Origin of the sequence: Vagococcus xieshaowenii (assembly GCF_004792515.1) — a bacterium.
GTDB classification, from domain to species: Bacteria; Bacillota; Bacilli; order Lactobacillales; family Vagococcaceae; genus Vagococcus_A; species Vagococcus_A xieshaowenii.
The window spans coordinates 1,101,221-1,123,490 of sequence record NZ_CP038865.1 but is presented as its reverse complement, the minus strand read 5'-3'; the positions used below and the strand labels follow the sequence as shown (position 1 = coordinate 1,123,490).

22 protein-coding genes are annotated in these 22,270 nt (G+C 35.3%); 19 read left to right on the top strand and 3 right to left on the bottom strand.

Annotated elements, in window-relative coordinates:
* Window positions 1–141: 141 nt before the first annotated feature.
* The 16 genes from rimP to ccpA all read left to right on the top strand — a co-directional run bounded on the left by rimP (window position 142) and on the right by ccpA (window position 16,852).
* Window positions 142–615: a ribosome maturation factor RimP gene (gene rimP / locus E4Z98_RS05420; protein WP_135253510.1), complete on the top strand. Its 474-nt coding sequence runs from the start codon at window positions 142–144 to the stop codon at window positions 613–615.
* A gap of 24 nt (window positions 616–639) precedes the next feature.
* Window positions 640–1,824 (top strand): transcription termination factor NusA, encoded by a 1,185-nt coding sequence (gene nusA, locus E4Z98_RS05415; protein ID WP_135253511.1) that lies wholly within the window; start codon window positions 640–642, stop codon window positions 1,822–1,824.
* Between the two features lie 18 nt (window positions 1,825–1,842).
* Window positions 1,843–2,136: an RNase P modulator RnpM gene (gene rnpM / locus E4Z98_RS05410; RefSeq protein WP_135253512.1), complete on the top strand. Its 294-nt coding sequence runs from the start codon at window positions 1,843–1,845 to the stop codon at window positions 2,134–2,136.
* Window positions 2,133–2,438 carry a YlxQ-related RNA-binding protein gene (locus tag E4Z98_RS05405; RefSeq protein WP_135253513.1) on the top strand — a complete coding sequence of 102 codons (306 nt, stop codon included), beginning with the start codon at window positions 2,133–2,135 and terminating at the stop codon, window positions 2,436–2,438. Before rnpM ends, E4Z98_RS05405 begins: the two co-directional genes overlap by 4 nt.
* Window positions 2,439–2,452: 14 nt before the next feature.
* The gene (infB, locus tag E4Z98_RS05400) at window positions 2,453–4,765 is read left to right on the top strand and encodes a translation initiation factor IF-2 (RefSeq protein WP_135253514.1); all 2,313 of its coding nucleotides are present in this window, start codon (window positions 2,453–2,455) and stop codon (window positions 4,763–4,765) included.
* Window positions 4,766–4,790: 25 nt separating this feature from the next.
* Entirely contained in the window at window positions 4,791–5,144 is a 354-nt protein-coding gene (gene rbfA, locus E4Z98_RS05395) for a 30S ribosome-binding factor RbfA (RefSeq protein ID WP_135253515.1), read from the top strand.
* 57 nt (window positions 5,145–5,201) lie between these two features.
* Complete coding sequence (locus E4Z98_RS05390) at window positions 5,202–6,377, top strand: MFS transporter (protein WP_135253516.1); 1,176 nt, start codon at window positions 5,202–5,204, stop codon at window positions 6,375–6,377.
* A 135-nt stretch (window positions 6,378–6,512) separates the two neighbouring features.
* Window positions 6,513–7,436 (top strand): tRNA pseudouridine(55) synthase TruB, encoded by a 924-nt coding sequence (truB, locus tag E4Z98_RS05385; RefSeq protein ID WP_135253517.1) that lies wholly within the window; start codon window positions 6,513–6,515, stop codon window positions 7,434–7,436.
* Window positions 7,437–7,450: 14 nt separating this feature from the next.
* Complete coding sequence (gene ribF, locus E4Z98_RS05380; RefSeq protein ID WP_135253518.1) at window positions 7,451–8,401, top strand: riboflavin biosynthesis protein RibF; 951 nt, start codon at window positions 7,451–7,453, stop codon at window positions 8,399–8,401.
* A 1-nt stretch (window position 8,402) separates the two neighbouring features.
* Window positions 8,403–9,539, top strand: a complete 1,137-nt coding sequence (gene hemW, locus E4Z98_RS05375; RefSeq protein WP_135253519.1) for a radical SAM family heme chaperone HemW — start codon at window positions 8,403–8,405, stop codon at window positions 9,537–9,539.
* 234 nt (window positions 9,540–9,773) lie between these two features.
* Window positions 9,774–10,808, top strand: coding sequence for a heat-inducible transcriptional repressor HrcA (gene hrcA, locus E4Z98_RS05370; RefSeq protein ID WP_135253520.1), 1,035 nt, complete (start codon window positions 9,774–9,776; stop codon window positions 10,806–10,808).
* Between the two features lie 29 nt (window positions 10,809–10,837).
* Window positions 10,838–11,383 (top strand): nucleotide exchange factor GrpE, encoded by a 546-nt coding sequence (gene grpE, locus E4Z98_RS05365; RefSeq protein WP_425353663.1) that lies wholly within the window; start codon window positions 10,838–10,840, stop codon window positions 11,381–11,383.
* Between the two features lie 35 nt (window positions 11,384–11,418).
* Window positions 11,419–13,245 carry a molecular chaperone DnaK gene (gene dnaK / locus E4Z98_RS05360; RefSeq protein WP_135253522.1) on the top strand — a complete coding sequence of 609 codons (1,827 nt, stop codon included), beginning with the start codon at window positions 11,419–11,421 and terminating at the stop codon, window positions 13,243–13,245.
* Between the two features lie 134 nt (window positions 13,246–13,379).
* Entirely contained in the window at window positions 13,380–14,507 is a 1,128-nt protein-coding gene (gene dnaJ / locus E4Z98_RS05355; protein WP_135253523.1) for a molecular chaperone DnaJ, read from the top strand.
* 103 nt (window positions 14,508–14,610) lie between these two features.
* Window positions 14,611–15,591, top strand: a complete 981-nt coding sequence (locus E4Z98_RS05350) for a metal ABC transporter substrate-binding protein (RefSeq protein WP_135253524.1) — start codon at window positions 14,611–14,613, stop codon at window positions 15,589–15,591.
* A 259-nt stretch (window positions 15,592–15,850) separates the two neighbouring features.
* Window positions 15,851–16,852, top strand: a complete 1,002-nt coding sequence (gene ccpA / locus E4Z98_RS05345; protein WP_135253525.1) for a catabolite control protein A — start codon at window positions 15,851–15,853, stop codon at window positions 16,850–16,852.
* A gap of 98 nt (window positions 16,853–16,950) precedes the next feature.
* Here the strand turns inward: ccpA and E4Z98_RS05340 are convergent, their stop codons facing one another.
* Window positions 16,951–18,024: an endonuclease/exonuclease/phosphatase family protein gene (locus E4Z98_RS05340; protein WP_135253526.1), complete on the bottom strand. Its 1,074-nt coding sequence runs from the start codon at window positions 18,022–18,024 to the stop codon at window positions 16,951–16,953.
* 100 nt (window positions 18,025–18,124) lie between these two features.
* Between E4Z98_RS05340 and E4Z98_RS05335 the strand changes: the two genes are divergently transcribed.
* Window positions 18,125–18,715, top strand: coding sequence for an NUDIX hydrolase (locus E4Z98_RS05335; RefSeq protein WP_135253527.1), 591 nt, complete (start codon window positions 18,125–18,127; stop codon window positions 18,713–18,715).
* Window positions 18,716–18,739: 24 nt separating this feature from the next.
* On the opposite strand, the gene E4Z98_RS05330 is transcribed toward E4Z98_RS05335, so the two are convergent.
* A complete protein-coding gene (locus E4Z98_RS05330; RefSeq protein WP_135253528.1) occupies window positions 18,740–19,291 on the bottom strand; it encodes a TetR/AcrR family transcriptional regulator in 552 nt (183 codons plus the stop codon).
* A gap of 166 nt (window positions 19,292–19,457) precedes the next feature.
* Between E4Z98_RS05330 and E4Z98_RS05325 the strand changes: the two genes are divergently transcribed.
* A complete protein-coding gene (locus E4Z98_RS05325; protein WP_135253529.1) occupies window positions 19,458–20,585 on the top strand; it encodes an ABC transporter permease in 1,128 nt (375 codons plus the stop codon).
* A gap of 12 nt (window positions 20,586–20,597) precedes the next feature.
* Window positions 20,598–21,290, top strand: coding sequence for an ABC transporter ATP-binding protein (locus E4Z98_RS05320; RefSeq protein ID WP_135253530.1), 693 nt, complete (start codon window positions 20,598–20,600; stop codon window positions 21,288–21,290).
* Between the two features lie 45 nt (window positions 21,291–21,335).
* On the opposite strand, the gene E4Z98_RS05315 is transcribed toward E4Z98_RS05320, so the two are convergent.
* The gene (locus tag E4Z98_RS05315) at window positions 21,336–22,190 is read right to left on the bottom strand and encodes a MurR/RpiR family transcriptional regulator (RefSeq protein WP_135253531.1); all 855 of its coding nucleotides are present in this window, start codon (window positions 22,188–22,190) and stop codon (window positions 21,336–21,338) included.
* Window positions 22,191–22,270: the final 80 nt, after the last annotated feature.

Genomic DNA, 22,270 nt, shown 5'->3' with positions numbered 1-22,270 from the left:
ACGGATAATAGGCAATGTTTCTTGAAAATTTCATTTATTTATGTTAGACTACTTATAGATTGATATTGAAGGGAGAGTGAGCGTGACCAACGCTCACTCTTTTTGATGAAATACGGATTTCCGAAAAGGAGGCGAAATTAATTGAGTAGTGTAGTGGAAACAGTTACTGAAGTAGTAACACCAATCCTAGATCAATTGAATTTTGAACTTGTAGACATTGAATTTTTAAAAGAAGGTAAAAATTGGTTCTTACGAGTATATATCGATAAGCCAAATGGTATCGATATTGAAGAATGTGCGATTGTAAGTGAACAATTAAGTGAGAAAATGGACAGCTTAAATCCTGATCCAATCCCTCAAGCGTATTTCTTAGAGGTGTCTTCACCAGGCGTGGAAAGACCGTTGAAAAAAGAAGAAGATTTCCAAAATGCATTGAACGAGTATATTAATGTATCGTTATATTCACCTGTTGAAGGGGAAAAGTCATTTGATGGTTTCTTAATTGATTTAAACGAATCTGAGTTAACATTACGTGTAAAAATTAAAACAAGAGAAAAAGAAATTACTTTCTCAAGAAAAAATATCGCCAAAGCAAGACTAGCAATTCAATTTTAATAATAAACGGAGGCAATAGTAGTCATGGGTAAAGAAATGTTAAACGCTTTAGAAGTGTTAGAAGTAGAAAAAGGCATTTCAAAAGAAATAGTAGTAGAGGCGTTAGAAGCAGCATTAGTTTCAGCTTATAAACGTCACTACGGACAAGCACAAAATGTAGAAGTGGAATTCGATGGTAAAAAAGGGAATATTCACGTATACGCAGTAAAAGAAGTAACAGATTTTGTAATGGACTCACAATTAGAAGTCTCACTTGAAGAAGCAATCAAAATTAATCCCGCTTATGAAGTAGGCGATACCATTCGTTTTGAAGTAACACCAAAAGATTTTGGTCGTATTGCTGCACAAACAGCAAAACAAGTTATTTTACAACGTGTTCGTGAAGCAGAGCGCACAATTATCTATGAAGAATTTTCAGCATACGAAAATGAAATCATGCAAGGGATTGTAGAACGTCAAGATAATCGTTATATTTATGTAAACCTAGGGAAAATTGAAGCAGTATTATCTCGCCAAGATCAAATCCCAAATGAAATGTATCAACCACATGACCGTATTAAAGTTTATGTGTCTAAAGTTGAGAACACATCAAAAGGACCACAAGTCTTTGTAAGTCGTAGCCATCCTGACTTATTAAAACGATTATTTGAACAAGAAATTCCAGAAGTATATGACGGTGCTGTTGAAATTGTTAACATCGCACGTGAAGCTGGAGATCGTTCAAAAGTGGCAGTACGTTCAGAAGATGCTAACATTGATCCAGTTGGAACATGTGTTGGACCACGTGGACAACGTGTACAAGCTATCGTTAATGAATTAAAAGGTGAGAACATGGATATTGTTGAGTGGAATGAAGATCCAGCAATCTTTATTGCCAATGCACTAAATCCAGCACAAGTACTAGATGTGAAATTTTCAGAAGCAGATTCACGTACATGTACAGTGGTTGTACCAGATCACCAATTATCATTAGCAATCGGTAAACGTGGACAAAATGCCCGTTTAGCAGCTAAATTAACTAATCATAAAATCGATATTAAACCTGAATCAGAAATGGCAGTTGCTGAAACTGAAACTATCGAAGTAGCAGAAGAAATGCCAGAAGAAGTTTTATCAACAGAAACAGTAGAAGAAATTGTAACAACTGAACCAACTGAAGTAGCAGTAGTAGCAGTTGAAGAAGAAGAAACAACTACTGAGGAAATTTAATACACGGAGGTAAAATAGATGAAACAACGTAAAGTTCCATTAAGAAAATGCGTCGTCTCTGGTGAGATGAAGGATAAAAAAAGTATGATTAGAATTGTCCGTTCAAAAGAAGGAGAAGTAAGTATCGATCCTTCTGGAAAAATGCCAGGGCGCGGTGCTTACGTATCTATTGAACCTGAAGTGGCAAAAAAAGCTCAAAAGAATGACACACTATCTAAAATCTTAGAGATAAAAATTTCAGATGAGTTTTATCAAGAGTTGGTAGATTATGTCACTCACCAAAAAGCAAGACAGGAATTGTTTGGAAAATGAATAACAAAGAAAAAATATTAAATTTATTAGGAATCGCTCAACGAGCAGGTAAAATTGTTTCTGGTGAAGAATTAGTTTTACAAGATGTGCGTTCCCAAAAAATGAAAATAGTATTTGTTGCAACTGATGCAAGTGATAATACTAAGAAAAAACTCACTGATAAGTGTTCTTACTATGAAGTCCCTTGTATTCTGGAATTTTCACAAGGAGAACTGAGTCATGCTATAGGGAAACATCGTATGATTTGTGGTGTGACAGATGCAGGGTTCGCTAAGAAGCTTAAGGAGTTAATCCAAAGTTAGGAAGGTGATTGTGCATGGGTAAAAAAAGAGTGTATGAAATAGCTAAAGAAATCAATCAATCAAGTAAGGCGGTCGTTGAAAAAGCGCAGTCTTTAGGGATTGATGTGAAAAATCACATGACAACAGTGGAAGCTGCTGATGTGCAAAAAATCAATCAAGCATTTCAATCGAAACCAACGCAGTCCAAACAAATTCCAAAACAACAAGCAAAAGCACCAACATCAACTAATAATCAATCAAAAAATGTGACGAAACCTAAACATTCGACACAAGCAACACCAAATAAGCAGCAAAGTGGCAAAGGAAACTCGCAACAAGCTAATCGTCCACAACAAACGCAGAAACAAGGACAAGCTAACAATGTTGGAGCACGCCCTAAGAAACAAAATGAAGAAAAGAAAGAGCAATCAAACCGAATGAATAATAACAATAATAATGGTAACAAGCGCCCTAACGGTAACTACAATAACCAAGGGAATAAATTTAACAAACGTGGTAAAAAAGGTAAAAATAATCGTCACCAAGCAACAAATAAACCACCAATGCCACAACGTAAGTTCAGAGAATTGCCAGAAGTGTTAGTTTACACAGATGGTATGAACGTAGCTGAAATTTCTAAAAAAATCTATCGTGAACCAGCTGAAATTATCAAAAAACTATTTATGTTAGGTATTATGGTTAACCAAAACCAAGCATTAGATAAAGATACGATTGAATTATTAGCAGCTGATTATGGTATTCAAGCAGAAGAAAAAGTAACAGTTGACGTAGCAGATATTGATAAATTCTTTGAAGAAGATGCAGTAGTAGAAGAAAACTTAGTGACACGCCCGCCAGTTGTTACTATTATGGGACACGTTGACCATGGTAAAACAACATTACTAGATACATTACGTCATACAAAAGTATCATTAGGTGAAGCCGGTGGGATCACTCAGCATATTGGGGCTTACCAAATTGATGTTGATGGCAAAACAATTACATTCTTAGATACACCAGGACATGCGGCCTTTACAAGTATGCGTGCACGTGGCGCAAGTATTACCGATATCACAATTTTAGTAGTAGCAGCAGATGATGGTGTAATGCCTCAAACAATTGAAGCGATTAACCATGCCAAAGCGGCTGATGTGCCAATTATTGTTGCCGTAAATAAAATCGATAAACCAGCTTCTAATCCAGATCGCGTGATGCAAGAATTAAGCGAACATGGATTAATTCCTGAAGCATGGGGTGGCGAAACTATTTTCGTGCCAATTTCAGCTAAATTTGGGGAAAATATTGATGAATTATTAGAAATGATTCTTTTAGTTTCTGAAGTACAAGAATTAAAAGCTGACCCAACACAACGCGCTATTGGGACAGTTATTGAAGCACGTTTAGATAAAGGTAAAGGACCTATTGCAACATTATTAGTTCAACAAGGAACTTTACGAGTAGGAGACCCAATCGTAGTAGGTAATACGTTCGGACGTGTACGTGTAATGGCTAATGATATTGGACGTCGTGTCAAAGAAGCAGGTCCTGCAACACCAGTTGAGATTACAGGATTAAATGATGTTCCTCAAGCAGGAGACCACTTTGTAAACTTTGAAGATGAGAAAACAGCTCGTCAAGCCGGCGAAGAACGTGCCAAACGTGCATTATTAGCTCAACGTAATGCAAGTAGCGTAGTAACATTAGATAACTTATTTGAAAGTCTAAAAGAAGGTCAATTAAAAGACGTTAACGTGATTATTAAAGCTGATGTACAAGGTTCAGCAGAAGCATTAGTCGCTAGTTTAAATAAAATTGACGTTGAAGGCGTTCGTGTTAAGATTGTCCATTCAGCTGTAGGGGCAATTAACGAAAGTGATATTACATTAGCAGCAGCAAGTGGTGCTATTATTGTCGGATTTAATGTTCGTGCAACGCCATTAGCTAAAATGCAAGCAGAACAAGAACAAGTAGATATTCGTTTACACAGTATTATTTACCGTGTGATTGAAGAAATCGAAACAGCGATGAAAGGAATGTTAGATCCAGAATTTGAAGAAAAAATTACGGGTCAAATGGTTGTTCGTGAAACTTATAAAGTTTCTAAAGTTGGAACAATTGCAGGATGTTACGTACTTGAAGGTTCAATTCAACGTGATAGTGGTGTTCGTGTTATTCGTGATGGTATCGTTATTTTTGAAGGCGAATTAGCAAGTCTAAAACGTTTCAAAGATGATGCTAAAGAAGTTAAAATGGGATTTGAATGTGGTGCCATGATTGAAAACTTTAATGACTTACGTGTTGACGATGTGGTTGAAGGATTCGTAATGGAAGAAATTAAACGCGTTTAGTAAATATTGAAAGGGGCCAACGAATATGGCTAATTATCGTTCTCGCCGTGTAGCACAAGAAATTCAAAAAGAAATCAACGATATTTTGCATAAAAAAGTTCGTGATCCTAGAGTTGAGGGTGCAACTATTACTGAAGTATCGGTTACTGGTGATTTACAACAAGCAACTATTTATTATAGTACATTAACAGACGATCCGAGTGATTGGGATGATGTCCAAAAAGGCTTTGATAAAGCAAGTGGCTTAATGCGTAAAGAACTAGGGAGCAGATTACAAATCTATAAAACGCCCGAGCTATTCTTTAAACGTGATGAATCTGTCGCATACGGTAATCGAATTGATGAATTGATTCGAAACATGAACCGTCAGGATTATTAAGAACGAGGGGGCTGTGATATTTATATCACAGCTCTTTTTATATGAAGGAGGAATTGGATGGTTAAAAAAAATCAAATGCTGTACTTAGTTATATTTAATTTATTTTTAGTCTTTTTAGGCGTGGGATTAGTGATACCTGCATTACCACAACTAAAAATTGAAATGGGCTTTTCTGGTACCGTAATGGGTCTGTTAGTCTCTATCTTTGCTTTTGCTCAATTAGTGGTATCTCCAATTTCAGGTCATTTATCTGACAAGTTAGGACGAAAAAAATTAATTGTCTTAGGTATGCTATTATTTTCTATTTCTGAAATTATTTTTGGATTTGCTCAGACTTTGCCGTGGTTTTATTTTTCAAGACTATTGGGTGGAGCATCAGCTGCATTGATAATGCCGTCTGTTACAGCGTTTGTTACGGATTTAACGACAATTGAAGAACGTCCTAAATCAATGGGACTTGTATCAGCAGCTATTAGTGGTGGTTTCATTATTGGGCCAGGTGTCGGTGGAGCATTAACTCACTTTGGCTTGCGTGTGCCATTTTTTGCAGCAGGTTTAGTGGCATTTATCGGTTTTATTATTTCAGCACTTATCTTAAAAGAACCTGAAAAGCATGTTCATTCTGACGAATTAGAACCAACAAATGCTAAAAAAGAAGCCATTAATTTATTGAAGAGTCCAATTTTTAGTATGTTATTTATTATTATTTTTATTTCTTCATTTGGTTTACAGGCATTTGAAGCAATTTACAGTGTAATGGCAACAGAAAATTTTGGGTTTACAGTTGGTCAAATTTCAATAGTTATCACGGTAGGTGGAATTTTTGCTTTAATTTTCCAATTATTTATATTTGAGAAGTTAGTCAACTTGATTGGCGAATTGCGATTAATCCAGTTAACGTTTTTCTCAAGTGCGATTTTTATCGCATTTATTGCTTTTACGAACAAACCATGGGTAGTAGTGGCTTCAACATTTGTTATTTTCTTGTCATTTGACTTGTTTAGACCGGCAGTCACTACGTATCTGTCAAAACATGCGGGAAATAATCAAGGGATGGTTAACGGGTTGAACTCTACCTTTACAAGTGTTGGGAATATCGTTGGACCGATTGTAGCGGGTGCATTATTTGATGTCCATCATCGTTCACCTTACTTTGTATCAGCCATTATTTTACTAGTAACCGGTGTTTTATCCCTAAAATTAAATAGTAAAAAATATCAAGCAGGAGATTAATTCTTCTGCTTTTTTTTGTAGAATAAATAAATTGGAAAAAGGTTAAAAGGCTTGAAATTAGTCGCTTTTTAACCACTTGAAGATAGTAATATGATATAATGACTGAGTTATTATAGATGAGAAGGAGAATGAATCGTGGACGGTATTATTGCATTATGGAAAGAACGTGGTATGACGAGTCATGATTGCGTTTTTAAATTACGAAAAATTTTACACATGAAAAAAATCGGCCATGGAGGCACTCTAGACCCAGATGTTGATGGTGTGTTACCCATTTGTATAGGTAAAGGAACGAAAGTTATTGAATATTTACAAGATAATCATAAAATATACGAAGGTGAAATTACCCTTGGTTTTTCAACAACGACCGAAGATGTTTCAGGTGAGATAGTTGAACAAGTCAATGTAACGGCTCCTTTAACGGTTGAGGTAATTGATCAAGCCATGAGTCAGATGGTGGGCACAATCACTCAAATACCACCAATGTATTCAGCTGTAAAAGTGAAGGGTAAACGTTTATATGAATACGCTCGTGAAGGGTTAGAAGTAGAACGTCCTATGAGAAAAGCGGATATTTTCTCTTTTGAACGCACATCAGTGCCGGTATTTGATGAAGAAAAAGGAACACAATCATGGCGTTTTAAAGTGATTTGTGGGAAAGGAACCTATGTTAGAACGTTATCAGTAGATACTGGTTCAATTCTAGGTTATCCGGCTCATATGTCTGATTTAACAAGAACCGCAAGTGGGGGCTTATCAAAAGAAAATGCTTTAACATTAGATGAAATAAAAACATTGGTAGAGCAAAAATCATTTGAATTTGTTCAACCAATTGAACGTGCGTTTGATGCCTCATTTACTTGTGTGGATCTAAGCGAGGAACAGTATCAATTAGTGAAAAATGGTGTCTTTTTATCAAGAAATCTAATCGATAAGGAAGTAACTGAAGAAGAGCCAATCCCTGTTTTTTATCAAGGGCAAGTAGTGGGTATTTATCAAGTACATCCTAGAAAAAATAATCTGTTAAAACCAACTAAAATTATTAGAAATGATCAGTAAGAGGTAGAAAATTTATGGAAATAATTGAAATACATCACCCGTATGACCCAAATGAAATTCCTAAAGATGAAGTAGTGATGACGCTAGGTTTCTTTGATGGTGTGCATCGTGGTCATCAAGAAGTGATTAAACGTGCAAGAAAAGAAGCTGATGAGCGCCAGTTAAAATTAGCGGTTATGACATTTAACCAACATCCATCGATTGTGTTCCAAAAGATTAATCCGGATACGGTTAAATATTTAACAACGATTGAGCAAAAGGCTCAAATTATGTCAGATCTTGGTGTGGATTTTTTATACGTAGTTGAGTTCACCTCAGCTTTTGCTGGTTTATCGCCTAAAGATTTTGTAGACGAGTATATTGTTGGATTACATGCTAAAGTTGCGGTTGCCGGCTTTGATTATACATATGGTAAGAAAGAAGTGGCTTCAATGGAACACTTACCAGGTTATGCCAATCATCGTTTTGACGTGATTTCAGTTGACCAATTATCTGAAAATAATTTAAAAATTAGTTCTTCTCGTATTCGCGTATATCTTGATGAAGGAAAAATGTCATTAGTTAGTGAAATGTTGGCGTATGATTATGTCACAGGGGGTATCGTGGTTCATGGTGACGCTCGAGGACGCACACTAGGTTTTCCAACAGCCAATGTTAAAACCGCTAGCTCAGTACATTTACCAAAAGATGGCGTATATGTGGTTGAAATAAAAGTGGCAGATACTTGGTACAAAGGGATGGCCCAAATCGGTCATAACATAACATTTGAAGCTAATCGTGATAGAACAGTGGAAGTTTATATTCTAGACTTTGATCAAGATATTTACGGAGAACAAGTAGAAGTGAAATGGCATCACTATTTGCGTGGAGAGATAAAATTTGACGGAATTGATGGTTTAGTTGCACAATTAAATCAAGACAAACAACAAACGGTGCTTTATTTTAAAGAGAGAGAAGGTCTGTAGTATGACGTCAGCTTATATTCATATACCATTTTGTGAGCATATTTGCTATTATTGCGATTTTAATAAGGTAATGTTGGAAGGACAACCAGTTGATGAGTATGTTCAAGCGTTACTAAAAGAAATAAAAATGACGCTAGAAAAATACCCAACGGATAATACCGAAACAATTTATATTGGTGGAGGGACACCTACTTCATTAACTGCAGAACAGCTAGATGTTCTGTTATCAGGTATTCGTGAGCTAATGCCGTTTCAAGATGGAAATGAATTTACAGTTGAAGCCAATCCTGGTGATTTGACACTTGAAAAATTAAATGTCATGTCTTCTTATGGTGTGAATCGTTTATCAATGGGCGTTCAATCGTTTGATGATAAATTGCTCAAAAAAATCGGGCGAAAACATAGCGCGCAAGATGTCTATGATACGATGAAAGTGATCGATAAAGCCGGATTCGGTAATAATGTTAGTATTGACTTAATCTATGCTTTGCCAGGACAAACAATGGCTAGTTTTGAAGACACATTGAAACAAGCCTTGGCGCTTGATTTACCACATTACTCCCTATATTCATTAATATTAGAAAATCAAACGATTTTTTATAACTGGGCACGTCAAGGTCGTCTTGAATTGCCACCAGAAGATGTTGAAGGTAATATGTTTGAACGAGCAGCAGAAGAAATGGAAAAACATGGGAAAAAACAATATGAAATCAGTAACTTCTCTGCACCAGGTAAACAAAGTCAACATAATTTAGTTTACTGGAACAATGAACATTATTACGGACTGGGGGCTGGAGCGAGTGGTTACTTGAATCAAACGCGTTATAAAAACCATGGCCCAATCCAACACTATTTGAAGCCATTAAGAGAGAATCAGCTACCTATCCGTGAAGTTGAAAAGTTATCAACCAAAAACGTTATGGAAGAGCAGATGTTCTTAGGATTAAGAAAATTAGCAGGCATATCTATTAATGAGTTTAATCAGAAATTTGACCGTGATTTTTATGATGTATACGGAAAAGTACTACCGGAATTAGAAAAGCAAGACTTAATTCAAATAAAAGATGATCGTATCGCGTTAACAAAACATGGGTTGATTTTAGGCAATGAAGTGTTTGAAAAATTCCTAATTGATTAATGCTGTGACCATCTGGTGTATTATGACATAGTTGTAAAGGTGTTTCGTGAAAGCGAAATGCCTTTTTTGATAGTCCAAACGAACAATGATAGCTAGGTAGAAACGTGTTTAGCACTCTTGATAAAAGAGTGCTAAAAAATGATGTTTTTCCGTTGACAACTAATAATCTAACTGATATACTTAGTATTGTGATTAGCACTTATATGTTTTGAGTGCTAAAAAGGGGTGGATAGAATGTTATCACAACGACAATTAGATATTTTGCGATTAGTGATTCAATTGAATACTGAAACAGGAGAGCCAATTGGGTCTAAGACGTTAATGAACGCTGGGATTAAGGCAAGTTCTGCAACAATTAGGAATGATTTGGTTGTTTTAGAAAATCAAGGGTTGATAGAGAAACCTCATACATCAGCTGGTCGTGTACCTTCATTGAAGGGGTATCGATTCTATGTGGATCATCTATTACAACCATCACAGATGAGGCAAGAAGACTTAACTAAGATACGCCAATCATTTGGTCAAGAATATACAGCGCTAAATGATATTATGGCACATTCTGCTGAGTTTTTATCTGAATTAACTAGCTACACTGCTATTTCGTTAGGACCGGAGATGAGTAATCGACGGTTGACTGGCTTTCGAGTGATTCCACTTAACAAGCAGCAATTAGTGGCCATTATTATAACAGATAAGGGTAACGTAGAAAGTCGAGTGTTCAAAATGCCAGAACATCTATCTTTTAGCGATATTGAAACCATTGTATCGATTGCTAACGATAAATTAGTTGGTGAACCTTTGTTAACGGTGTACAACAAGTTGAGAACGGAAATTCCTATGATCTTACAGAAATATTTTGTTACAACGCGAGGCGTAATGGATGTTTTTGATACTATTTTATCTGGAACGTTTAAAGACAAAGTGTACATTAGTGGACAAATGAATTTGCTAGGAAATCAATTGATTTCAGATGTTCATCAAATTAAATCTTTCTATTCATTAATGGATAATCAAGAATTATTGTCAACGATGATTTCAACGCCATCTAATGGTATTGAATTCCGAATTGGCTCAGAAAATGATAACGAATTGTTAGCCAATATGAGTATGATTACGGCTTCGTATGAAATAAGTGAATATGGCAATGGAACGATTGCGATTATCGGTCCAACCAATATGGCCTATTCAAAAGTGTTTACATTAATGGATACTTACAGAAAAGAATTAGCGGATTATTTAAGCGATTATTATCGCCTATTAGATTCATAAAAGAAAGGGTGAGCCAGTTGTCAGAAGAAATCAATGAAGAAATGATTCAAGAAGAACAAGCAACTGAAACAACTCAAGCATCTACTGAAGATATGGTAGAGGAAGTTGAAGAAGTCATTGAACTATCAAAAGAAGAAGAACTGGAAGTAAAGGTCAATGAATTAGAGGATCAATTATTAAGAGTTCAAGCAGAAATGATTAATATGCGAAATCGTAATCAAAAAGAGCGTGAACAAGCTGCACGTTACCGTTCACAAGATTTAGCAAAAGAATTATTACCTGCAATTGATAATTTAGAACGTGCATTAGAAACAGAAGTAACCGATGAAAATGGTGAAAGCCTTAAAAAAGGTGTTGAGATGGTAAGAGATAGTTTGTTGAATGCTCTTAAATCAGCAGGTGTTGAAACAATTCCTGCGCTAAATGAAGTGTTTGATCCAAATTTACATCAAGCAGTTCAAACAATGCCTGCTTCAGAAGAACAAGCAGTTGATCAAATTATTCATGAACTTCAAAAAGGTTACAAATTACATGATCGCGTGTTACGACCATCAATGGTTATCGTGGCACAATAATAATATAAAAAGAAAATTAAGGGAGACGATTTAATATGAGTAAAATTATCGGTATTGACTTAGGTACTACTAACTCTGCGGTAGCTGTATTAGAAGGCGGAGAAGCTAAAATTATTCCAAATCCAGAAGGAAATCGTACAACACCATCTGTTGTATCATTTAAAGATGGCGAAATTCAAGTAGGTGAAGTAGCGAAACGCCAAGCTGTAACTAACCCCAACACTATTGCGTCAATCAAACGTCATATGGGTGAAGCTGGTTACAAAGTAGACATCGAAGGTAAATCATACACACCTCAAGAAATTTCAGCCATGACATTACAATACTTAAAAGGTTTCGCTGAAGAATATTTAGGTGAAAAAGTAACAAAAGCAGTTATCACTGTTCCTGCTTACTTCAACGACTCACAACGTCAAGCAACTAAAGACGCTGGTAAAATCGCAGGTTTAGAAGTAGAACGTATCGTTAACGAACCAACTGCAGCAGCATTAGCTTACGGTTTAGATAAAACAGATAAAGAAGAAAAAGTTTTAGTATTTGACCTTGGTGGTGGTACATTTGACGTGTCTATCCTTGAGTTAGGAGACGGTGTTTTTGATGTATTATCAACAGCAGGTGATAACAATTTAGGTGGGGATGACTTTGATAACAAAATCATGAACTACTTAGTAGAAGAATTCAAAAAAGAAAACGGCATTGATTTATCTCAAGATAAAATGGCTGTTCAACGTTTGAAAGACGCTGCAGAAAAAGCTAAAAAAGATTTATCAGGTGTGACAAGCACTCAAATTAGCTTACCGTTTATTACTGCAGGAGCAGCAGGTCCATTACATATGGAAATGACATTAACTCGTGCTAAATTTGATGAATTAACAGCTGACTTAGTTGAACGTACTAAATTACCTGTACGTCAAGCATTAAAAGATGCTGGTTTATCAGCTTCTGAAATTGACGAAGTTATCTTAGTAGGTGGTTCAACACGTATTCCAGCGGTTGTGGACGCTGTACAAAAAGAAACAAACAAAACACCTAACAAATCAGTTAACCCTGATGAAGTAGTTGCAATGGGTGCTGCTATCCAAGGTGGAGTTATTGCCGGAGATGTTAAAGATGTTGTTTTATTAGACGTAACGCCTTTATCATTAGGTATTGAAACAATGGGTGCAGTCTTTACTAAATTAATTGACCGTAACACAACAATCCCAACAAGCAAATCACAAGTATTCTCTACAGCAGCAGATAACCAACCAGCCGTAGATATTCATGTGTTACAAGGTGAACGTCCAATGGCAGCGGATAACAAAACATTAGGACGCTTCCAACTAACAGATATTCCACCAGCTCCACGTGGTGTTCCTCAAATCGAAGTAACATTTGATATTGACAAAGACGGTATCGTAAATGTAAGTGCTAAAGATTTAGGTACTCAAAAAGAACAAAAAATCACAATCAAATCTTCTTCTGGCTTATCAGATGATGAAATTGAAAAAATGGTGAAAGATGCTGAAGCAAACGCTGAAGCAGATAAAGCACGTAAAGAAGAAGCAGACTTACGTAACGATGTAGATGCTTTATTATTCTCAGTTGATAAAACATTAGCTGATTTAGAAGGTAAAGTAGACGAAGCTGAAGTGAAACAAGCAGAAGCAGCTCGCGATGAATTAAAAGCAGCAGTTGAAGCAAATGATTTAGAAGCAATGAAAACTAAACGTGATGCATTGAATGAAATCGTGCAAAACTTAACAGTTAAATTATACGAACAAGCGGCAGCGGCTCAACAAGCAGCTGAAGGTGCTGGCGAAGCACAAGGATCAGCAGATGATATCGTTGATGGTGACTTCGAAGAAGTAAACAAAGACTAGTCAAATTGAAAGCCAGCCACCTCAGGGTAGTTGGCTTTCTCTATGATTACTACTGTTAATGAACGGTTTGCCATTCGTAAATAATATGATATGATAAGAAAGCATTGAAACTAGAGAAGTGTGGAGGTAAACCCATGGCAAAAAAAGATTATTATGAAGTGCTAGGGGTATCGAAAGATGCTTCAGACGATGAAATTAAAAAAGCTTATAGAAAGCTATCAAAAAAGTATCATCCTGATATAAATAAAGAAGCAGATGCTGATGAAAAATTCAAAGAAGTAGCGGAAGCTTATGAAGTGTTAAGTGATGCACAAAAAAGAGCTGCCTATGATCAATATGGTCATGCATCTACAGATCCTAACTTTGGAGCTGGCGGTGGCTTTGGAGGTTTTGGAGGTTTTGAAGACATTTTTGAATCGTTCTTTGGTGGCGGTGGTCGTTCAAGTAATCCAAATGCACCACGTCAAGGATCAGACCTACAATATAGTATTAATTTAACCTTTGAAGAGGCAATTTTTGGTGTTGAAAAAGACATTAGTTACAAACGTGAAGAATCATGTAAGACATGTTCAGGAAGTGGTGCAAAACCAGGGACTCATCCAGAAACATGTAGTCGTTGTCATGGTCAAGGAACTATCAATGTTGAACGTCAAACACCACTAGGCCGTGTGATGAGTCGTCAAGTTTGTCCAGATTGTCAAGGTAAAGGTCAAACAATTAAAGATAAATGTACAGACTGTCACGGTACTGGAAAAATTAACGAAACACATAAAGTGAAAGTTAATGTACCAGCTGGTGTAGAAGATGGTCAACAAATGCGTCTAAGCGGACAAGGTGAAGCTGGAATTAATGGTGGACCATATGGAGATTTATATGTGGTATTCCGTGTTGAAGAAAGTAAAACATTTGAGCGTGAAGGTGCAGATATATTTTATGAACTGCCGGTTAATTTTGTCCAAGTAGGTTTGGGAACTGAAGTTGAAGTGCCAACTGTACATGGAGAGGTTAAATTAAAAATTCCAGCAGGTACCCAAACAGGAACAACTTTCCGTCTAAGAGGCAAAGGGGCACCTAGATTACGTGGTACTGGTAATGGAGACCAACATGTTATTGTTAAACTTGTAACACCTAAAAACCTAAATGATGCTCAAAAACAAGCGTTAAAAGATTTTGCAGAAGCAAGTGGAGAGACGGTTGTTAGTCCGCAAGAAGAAGGTTTTTTCGATAAAGTAAAAGATGCCTTTAATGGGCGTAAAAAATAGTTCAATAAAAAAAGTGTCCGTATGGATGCTTTTTTTATTGCGTAATGAACAAATTCGTGTATAATTTAAATAGTAATCATTACGATTTAACAGGAGGGGAAATATGAAAAAGATAGTATTGGTATTAGCGGGATTGTTTACTGCATTATCAGTGACAGCGTGTGCTAAGAAAAATGATAGCAACAAAAATGATGAAGGATTAAAGGTAGTCACAACGTTTTATCCAGTTTATGATTTTACCAAAAGCATTGTAGGTGATAAAGGTGAGGTTAGCATGTTGTTGAGTGGGGAGATTGAACCTCATGACTACGAACCAAGTGCTAAAGATATTGCTAAAATCCAATCTGCTGATATTTTTGTATATAGTTCCGAAGAAATGGAGACATGGGTATCTTCAGTATTAGCGAATATTGATACAGATAAAACCAAAGTAGTTGAAGCTTCAAAAGGTATCGATTTTTTAGAAGAAGCTGAAGAACATGAGCATGCGCAAGAAGCTGATTCGCATGAACATGAAGACGAACATGATCACGAGGTAGAAGATCACGAAGGTCATCATCATGAAGTTGATCCACATGTTTGGTTAAGTCCTTTATTAGCGAAAAAGCAAGTAGCTACTATTACTAAAGGATTAATTGAAGTAGATGAAAAAAATAGTGATTTTTATCAAGCAAACGCTGATTCATTTAAAACAAGACTAGATGACTTAGATCATGATTTTCATGCGGCGTTCCAAGATGCAACAAACAAAACATTTGTGACCCAACATGCAGCGTTTGGTTATTTGGCAAATGAATATGGTTTAGACCAAGTATCAATCGCAGGTTTAACCCCTGATATTGAGCCAAGCCCTAAACAGTTAGCAGCACTTCAAGACTTTGTTAAGGAATCACATGTTCACTATATTTATGTGGAACAATCAGGCTCAAGTAAATATGCCGATACCATTTCAAAAGCGACCGGAGCGGATGTATTAACTTTATCAACGCTAGAAACCGTTTCGTCAAAAGATATTGAAGATGGAAAAGATTATTTTTCCATCATGAATGATAATTTAGACGCATTAAAACAATCGATTAACTAAAAAAGACCTGAAAAGGTTCTTTTTTTTTTCAAAACAGTTTACAAATCGTTTATTTATTCTTATAATGAAAAAAGTTGAAAATTTACAAAATCATAGAGGAACCTTTGTTTCATAAGAGTTAAAAAAGATGTGTAATGAAAACAAAATTATGTGAACTTCGTTAAAACGCTTGCATAAAGTGCTTACATTTGCTATTCTTATTATGATTAAACATAAGGAAATATTTTTGAATTCTAGATATAGATAGATGGAGGCAATCATGGAAAAACAAACAATTACAATTTATGACGTTGCTCGTGAAGCAAATGTTTCAATGGCAACGGTATCACGTGTCGTTAACGGTAATCCCAACGTTAAACCTGTCACACGTAAGAAAGTATTAGAAGTTATCGATCGCTTGGATTATCGTCCAAATGCAGTAGCACGAGGCTTAGCTAGCAAAAAAACAACCACAGTTGGAGTAATCATTCCAGATATTAGCAATGCTTATTTCTCAGCATTAGCACGTGGGATAGATGATGTAGCGACTATGTATAAATACAATATTATTTTAGCAAGTTCAGATGGACAGCCTGAAAAAGAAGTGAATGTATTAAATACGCTATTATCAAAACAGGTAGATGGTATTGTCTTTATGGGACACCATATTACCGATGAATTAAGAGCAGAATTTTCAAGAGCAAAAACACCTGTAGTGTTAGCTGGTGCAATTGATCCAGATAACCAAGTAGGTTCAGTAAATATTGATTATGCTAAAGCGTGTAAAGAGTCGGTTGAATTACTTGTGAAAAATGGTAACACAAATATTGCTTTAGTCACAGGTTCATTGTTGGACCCAATTAATGGTAAAGAACGTTTAAGCGGTTATAAAGCGGCATTAAAAGAAGCTAATTTACCTTATAAAGAAGGATTAGTGTTTGAAACAGTTTATGATTATAGAGTAGCAGAAGACTTAGCAGAGCGTTTAATTAATAGTGGTGCAACATCTGCTATTGTGACACAAGATGCATTAGCTTTAGGAATCTTAAATGCTATCCAAGATCAAGGGATTAAAGTACCTGATGACTTTGAAATTGTCACATCTAACAATACATTCTTAACAGATGTAGCACGACCAAAAATTACAACAACTAGCCAGCCTTTATATGATATTGGTGCAGTATCAATGCGTTTATTAACTAAATTAATGCATAAAGAAGAAGTTGAAGAAAAACAAATCGTTTTACCTCATGGCTTCAAAATCAAAGGATCAACAAAATAATAGATAAGTTAAAGGCTGAAACGTCACGATGTTTCAGCCTTTTTATGTATAAAAAAAACTCTAAGTAAGCGTGGGTACACCGACTTAGAGTTGTAAGTTTAAGGTTTGAATTCAAATGACAAGGTAATAGGTTGATGGTCAGAATAATTGAAGCTTAAATCTAATACAGTAACGTCTTTAACGTTAATATTATCAGACACAATAAACCCATCAACGATTGAAACAAAAGATTTATCTGCTTTATAAGGCTCTCCGTTAGAACGTACAGATGGGATATTATCCTTGTCTAATGAACCTTTAGGAATCGTGAAGTGTTCTGGTAACAACTCGACTGGGAATGGATGTGTCCATGTTCTAGGAATAGTATCAGTATTAAAAACTTCAGGACTGTTGCCTAACATGTCATGGTTAAAGTCTCCTGCTACAATCACACTTTGTCCTGCTTTATATGCACGCGTCATATATTGTCCTAATTTTTTTATTTGATTATCCAATATAGTAGTATCTTTGGTGAATGCTGATAAATGCACATTAATAAAGGTTAGTGGATGACCATCTAATGTTGTACGAGAAACAGTAAAGGCACGATCTAAATCGAAAAATTTATTAAAGTCTGTTTCAATTGGTAGTGAATAACGGGTACTTTGTTCAATTGGTGTACGACTTAATGAAAGTAGTCCTGATGTTGCAGCGCCTATTGGCTGTGTGATTGGATAAAATAGGTAACTTGAGTCGTAATTTTGTCCGAATACATAGTGATAGGGTGCAAGTTGATTGGTAATATAAGCCACTTCATCAACGTCCATTGAACGATCACCTTTAGTATCCACTTCTTGAAGCATGATAATATCAGAATTCAAGTGACTTAGATTATCGGTGATGCCTTTAAGGTTAGTCATGACGGTTTCTTTATTATAGGCACGAGAATATTTCCCGCCATCCATAAAGAAAGAATAGTCTGCTGGATATGCCGCGTAGCCAATATTAAAGCTAGTCACCTGGTACGCTGTACGTTGGTTTTTTTCTACTTCTGAGTTTTTGCGATTGACGGCTGTTAGTGCTTGGTTATCTGGTAAACGATGATAGTCAATCAATAAATAGCTGACATAGATAAGTACCAATAAACTTAATGCGCCAATAAAGATTAGTGGTAGTTTGATTATTTTTTTCATAAAATCCCTCCGATCAGATTATAACATAAAGGTTTGCAATGTTCGTTTAGAGAAAACTGGTTTTGTGCTATAATTGAGCAAAGAAATAAGAGGTGTTACGATGGATATTAAGAAGCAATTGATGAATTATTTACCTATTAATCAGCAAGAAGTAGAAGATAAAAAGTTAATGTTAGATTTATTAGACACACAAGAGCATCTGTTTACGAGAGTTAATCGTTGTGCGCATTTTACTGCTTCTGCGTGGGTTGTGAATCAAACCAAAGATAAAGTATTAATGGCTTATCATAATTTGTATGACTCGTGGGCTTGGCTCGGTGGACATGCAGATGGTAACAGAAACTTACTAGAGGTGGCAATGAAAGAAGTTAAAGAAGAAAGTAGCCTTCGTGAAGTTCGTCCATTATCAGAAGAGATATTTTCAATGGAAGTATTAACAGTAGATGGTCATGATAAAAGAGGACATTACATACCGTCTCATTTGCACTTGAATGTGACGTATTTATTAGAAGCAGATGAAAAGGAACCGTTAAAGATTAAACCTGATGAAAATAGTCAAGTAGGTTGGTTCAATCTAGATGAGGCGATAGAAGCATCGAACGAAGAGTGGTTTAAAGAGCGAATATATACTAAACTAAACGTGAAACTGCAACGAGAATTTGTAGAAAATAAAACAAATCAAATCAAATAAGCAAGAAGGCATCTGCCTTCTTGCTTATTTTTTGATTATGCCATGTAAAAATATTTTCACAAATTCTTCAATGGGTAATTCAGGTGTCAAGTTTTGTTCGTCTTTATCAACAATATAAGCAGATAAGCCTCTTAAAAAATGAGATGAAATTTGTTTAGGTGATAAGTATAAGTCGTCAATTTGAGCAAATCGTTCAAACAATTGTTCAAAATAAAGGAAATAATTATTATGCCAAATAATAAAGATTTCGCCTTTGGTTTGTTGGTCTAGCTCATGATTCATGTCGTGCATCATCATTGAAAAATTCATTGGATGGCTATCTTTCAAGTAGTGGCAAATTTTGATTAATGCTTCTTCGTTATTAGGTTCAGAATGGATGATTTGGTGGAGTTGAATACCAATTTTATTTGAAAAGTTTTTTAGCACTTCAATATATATTTGCTCTTTATTTTTATAATGATGATATAGGGCAGGTTGTGTGATGTTTAACTCTTTGGCAATTTGTCTAGTAGAAGTCGCTAAGTAGCCTTGTTTCATAAATAATTCGGTTGCTAAGTCAATGATTTTTTGTTTCATGTAGACACCTCTATTCAGTCTAGTTTCATTAGGGTTATTATAACAAAAAAATAGTATAAGCAAAATATTATCTAATCGTATCTTACTCTGTTATAATCTACTTATCAAGTGATAAGTTATGTAGAAGGGAGGACTCAATAGGGTTTGTATCTTATTGGGGACAAATATGTTTTTAGCACTCAAAGAAATAAAAAAAGAAAAAGGACGATTTTTCATGATCGTTATGGTGACCATCTTAATTGCGTATTTAGTTTATTTTTTATCTGGATTAGCATATGGTCTAGCTAAATCAAATACAACATCGATTGATCATTGGAAAAATGCGGAGGGCATTGTATTAACTAAGGCATCTAATCAGAATATTTATTCATCGGCTATTGATGAAGAAGTGGTGAAATCTTTAGGCTTAAAAAATGCAAAAGAGCTAAACGTTGGCTCAACTGTTGTTGAAGTAAAAAATGTATCATCAGATCCGTTAGACCTTGTATTAATGGGGGTTAAACAAAATGATAAAGATTTAATGGCACCTATTACAGAAGGTAAAAAGTTTGCAGCTCAAGATGAAATCGTCTTAAGTGAAAGTTTTAAAGAATTAGTTGATGTTAAGTTGGGTGATACCATTACACTACTTGATACAGATCGTGCCTATAAAGTAGTTGGTTTTACAGAATCATCAAAATATAATACACAACCTGTCGGATACGTTGATTTAGAGATGGCATCTCAAGCCATGATGATTTATTCGCCAACAGAGGAAAATCAAGCTGAAGGGGTAGAAGCGACAACAGGACCAACGCAAAATATGCCTAATCGTATTTCAGCGTTAATTGTTGATGAAAAAGTTGATAAGAAGAAATTAGCAGATAATGATTTGATCTATATGGACAAAAAAGAATTCATTAATTCTATTCCAGGTTATCAAGCACAGGTGTTAACCTTTGGCTTGATGATTGTATCATTAATTTTAATTGCATCAGTTATTATTGGGATTTTCATGTATATCTTAACTATGCAAAAGAAATCAATTTTTGCTATTTTGAAAATTCAAGGAATTAGTAATAAATTTATTAGCCAATCAGTGATTTATCAAACATTGTTAATCAGTATTTTTGGGGCATTAATTGGATTAGCGTTAACGGTTATTACGTTTAACTTCATGCCTGCTGCCGTACCGGTTGCTATTTATTGGCCACTATATTTAGCCATTACAGGATTATTCATTCTATGTGGTTTAATTGGTAGCATTTTCTCTGCAAAGAGTGTTTTAAATATTGATCCATTAGATGCGTTATAGGAGGTCATCAAAATGAATGTCATTGAATTAAATAAAGTAACCAAAAATTTTACTGTGGGTTCAAACGAAGTCACTATTTTAAAAGAAACAAGTTTGACGATTGATGAAGGGAATTTCGTGGCGATTGTTGGACCAAGTGGTAGTGGTAAATCAACATTATTAACTATTATGGGAGCCTTACAATCACCAACTTCAGGAAGCATTTCCATCAATGAAAAGAACGTGTCAAATTTATCAAAAAATGAACTATCTAGTGTGCGCTTCAATGATATTGGCTTTGTTCTGCAAGCCTCCAATTTAGTGCCATATTTGACGCTAAAGGAACAATTTGAATTGAAGTACAAATACAAAAAAGAAAAATATGATAAAGAACGTGTCCAAGAAGTAATGGATAAATTATCGATTACGCATTTAGCAGATAAGTATCCAGATGATATTTCAGGTGGCGAACGACAACGCGCGGCGATTGGTTTAGCTTTAGTATTAAGTCCTAAAATTATTTTAGCAGATGAGCCAACTGCCAGCTTAGATACTGAAAAAGCTTACGAAGTAGTAGAAGTTTTTCAAAAAATATCTCATGAGTCAAACACAACTATTATCATGGTAACGCATGATACAAGAATGTTATCATATTGTGATCGTATTTTAGAAATGAATGACGGTGTGTTAAGTGAAGTAGCTTTAAGTGATGTAAACGCGCATTAATAAAAATAACCTAGTGAAGCAACTGCTTCACTAGGTTATTTTTGACTAAAAGAAGCGATCATTTAAAAAGTTCAATTCAGCGCTAATTCTTTTCTGTTGATTTTTTTCAAAATCTTCTACAAATAGACAAGAATATAAGGTGTTAAGAACGTAATCAATCGCTAATTGAGAAGAAAAGGTTGATTGTTTGACTGATTGGCTTTCTTTATTAGCAATTTGAATAGACAAATCACTTAAAGTAGCAATATGTGAATCCGTATTTGACGTAATAGCGATGATTTTTGTGTGTCGCTGTTTTAATATTTGCGTAATTTCGTACATATTCTTACTTTGCCCGCTATAAGAAAGGACGATAGCGCAATCTTGTGGTGAAAATTGGAAAGCTAGTTGATGCGTTTCACCAGGAATAGGGGTTAGTTCAACTCGTTTACCAATTTTCATCATTTTGTTTTGGAAATTAAGAGCGGGAAGATAGGGGTCTCCGTAACCAAAAATGCCAATTCGTTCTGATTGACTAAGTAGTTCGACAGCCTTATGAATCAAGTCGTCAGTTAAGAGTTGCTCTGTGTATTCCAAAGAAGAAATAGATAGTTTCAAAATCTTTTTTGCGACAGATCTCGTACTATCATCTTTTGTAAATGGAAAATTTGGGTCGACCATGCTAGAAGTCGGAGCTGATTGTAGTTCAGCAGACAATTTTATCTTAAAGTCTTTGTAGCCTTTCAGTCCGATTTTTCGGCATAAACGGTAAATAGTTGAGGTGGCATGAAATGTTTTACCTGACAATTCTTGAATAGAGTCGTCTAAAACATCTTCAGCGTGTTCAAGTATATAATTAGCTAATTCAATTTCTGATGAATTAAAGTTTTTTTGTTCTTTTAAGGCTTCCAATATCAACATATAGCCAACACCTCCATCTTTATTGTCTAAGTAAAATCATTTTTCGTCAAGTGTATTAAATGAAAAGGAAAAATATTCCA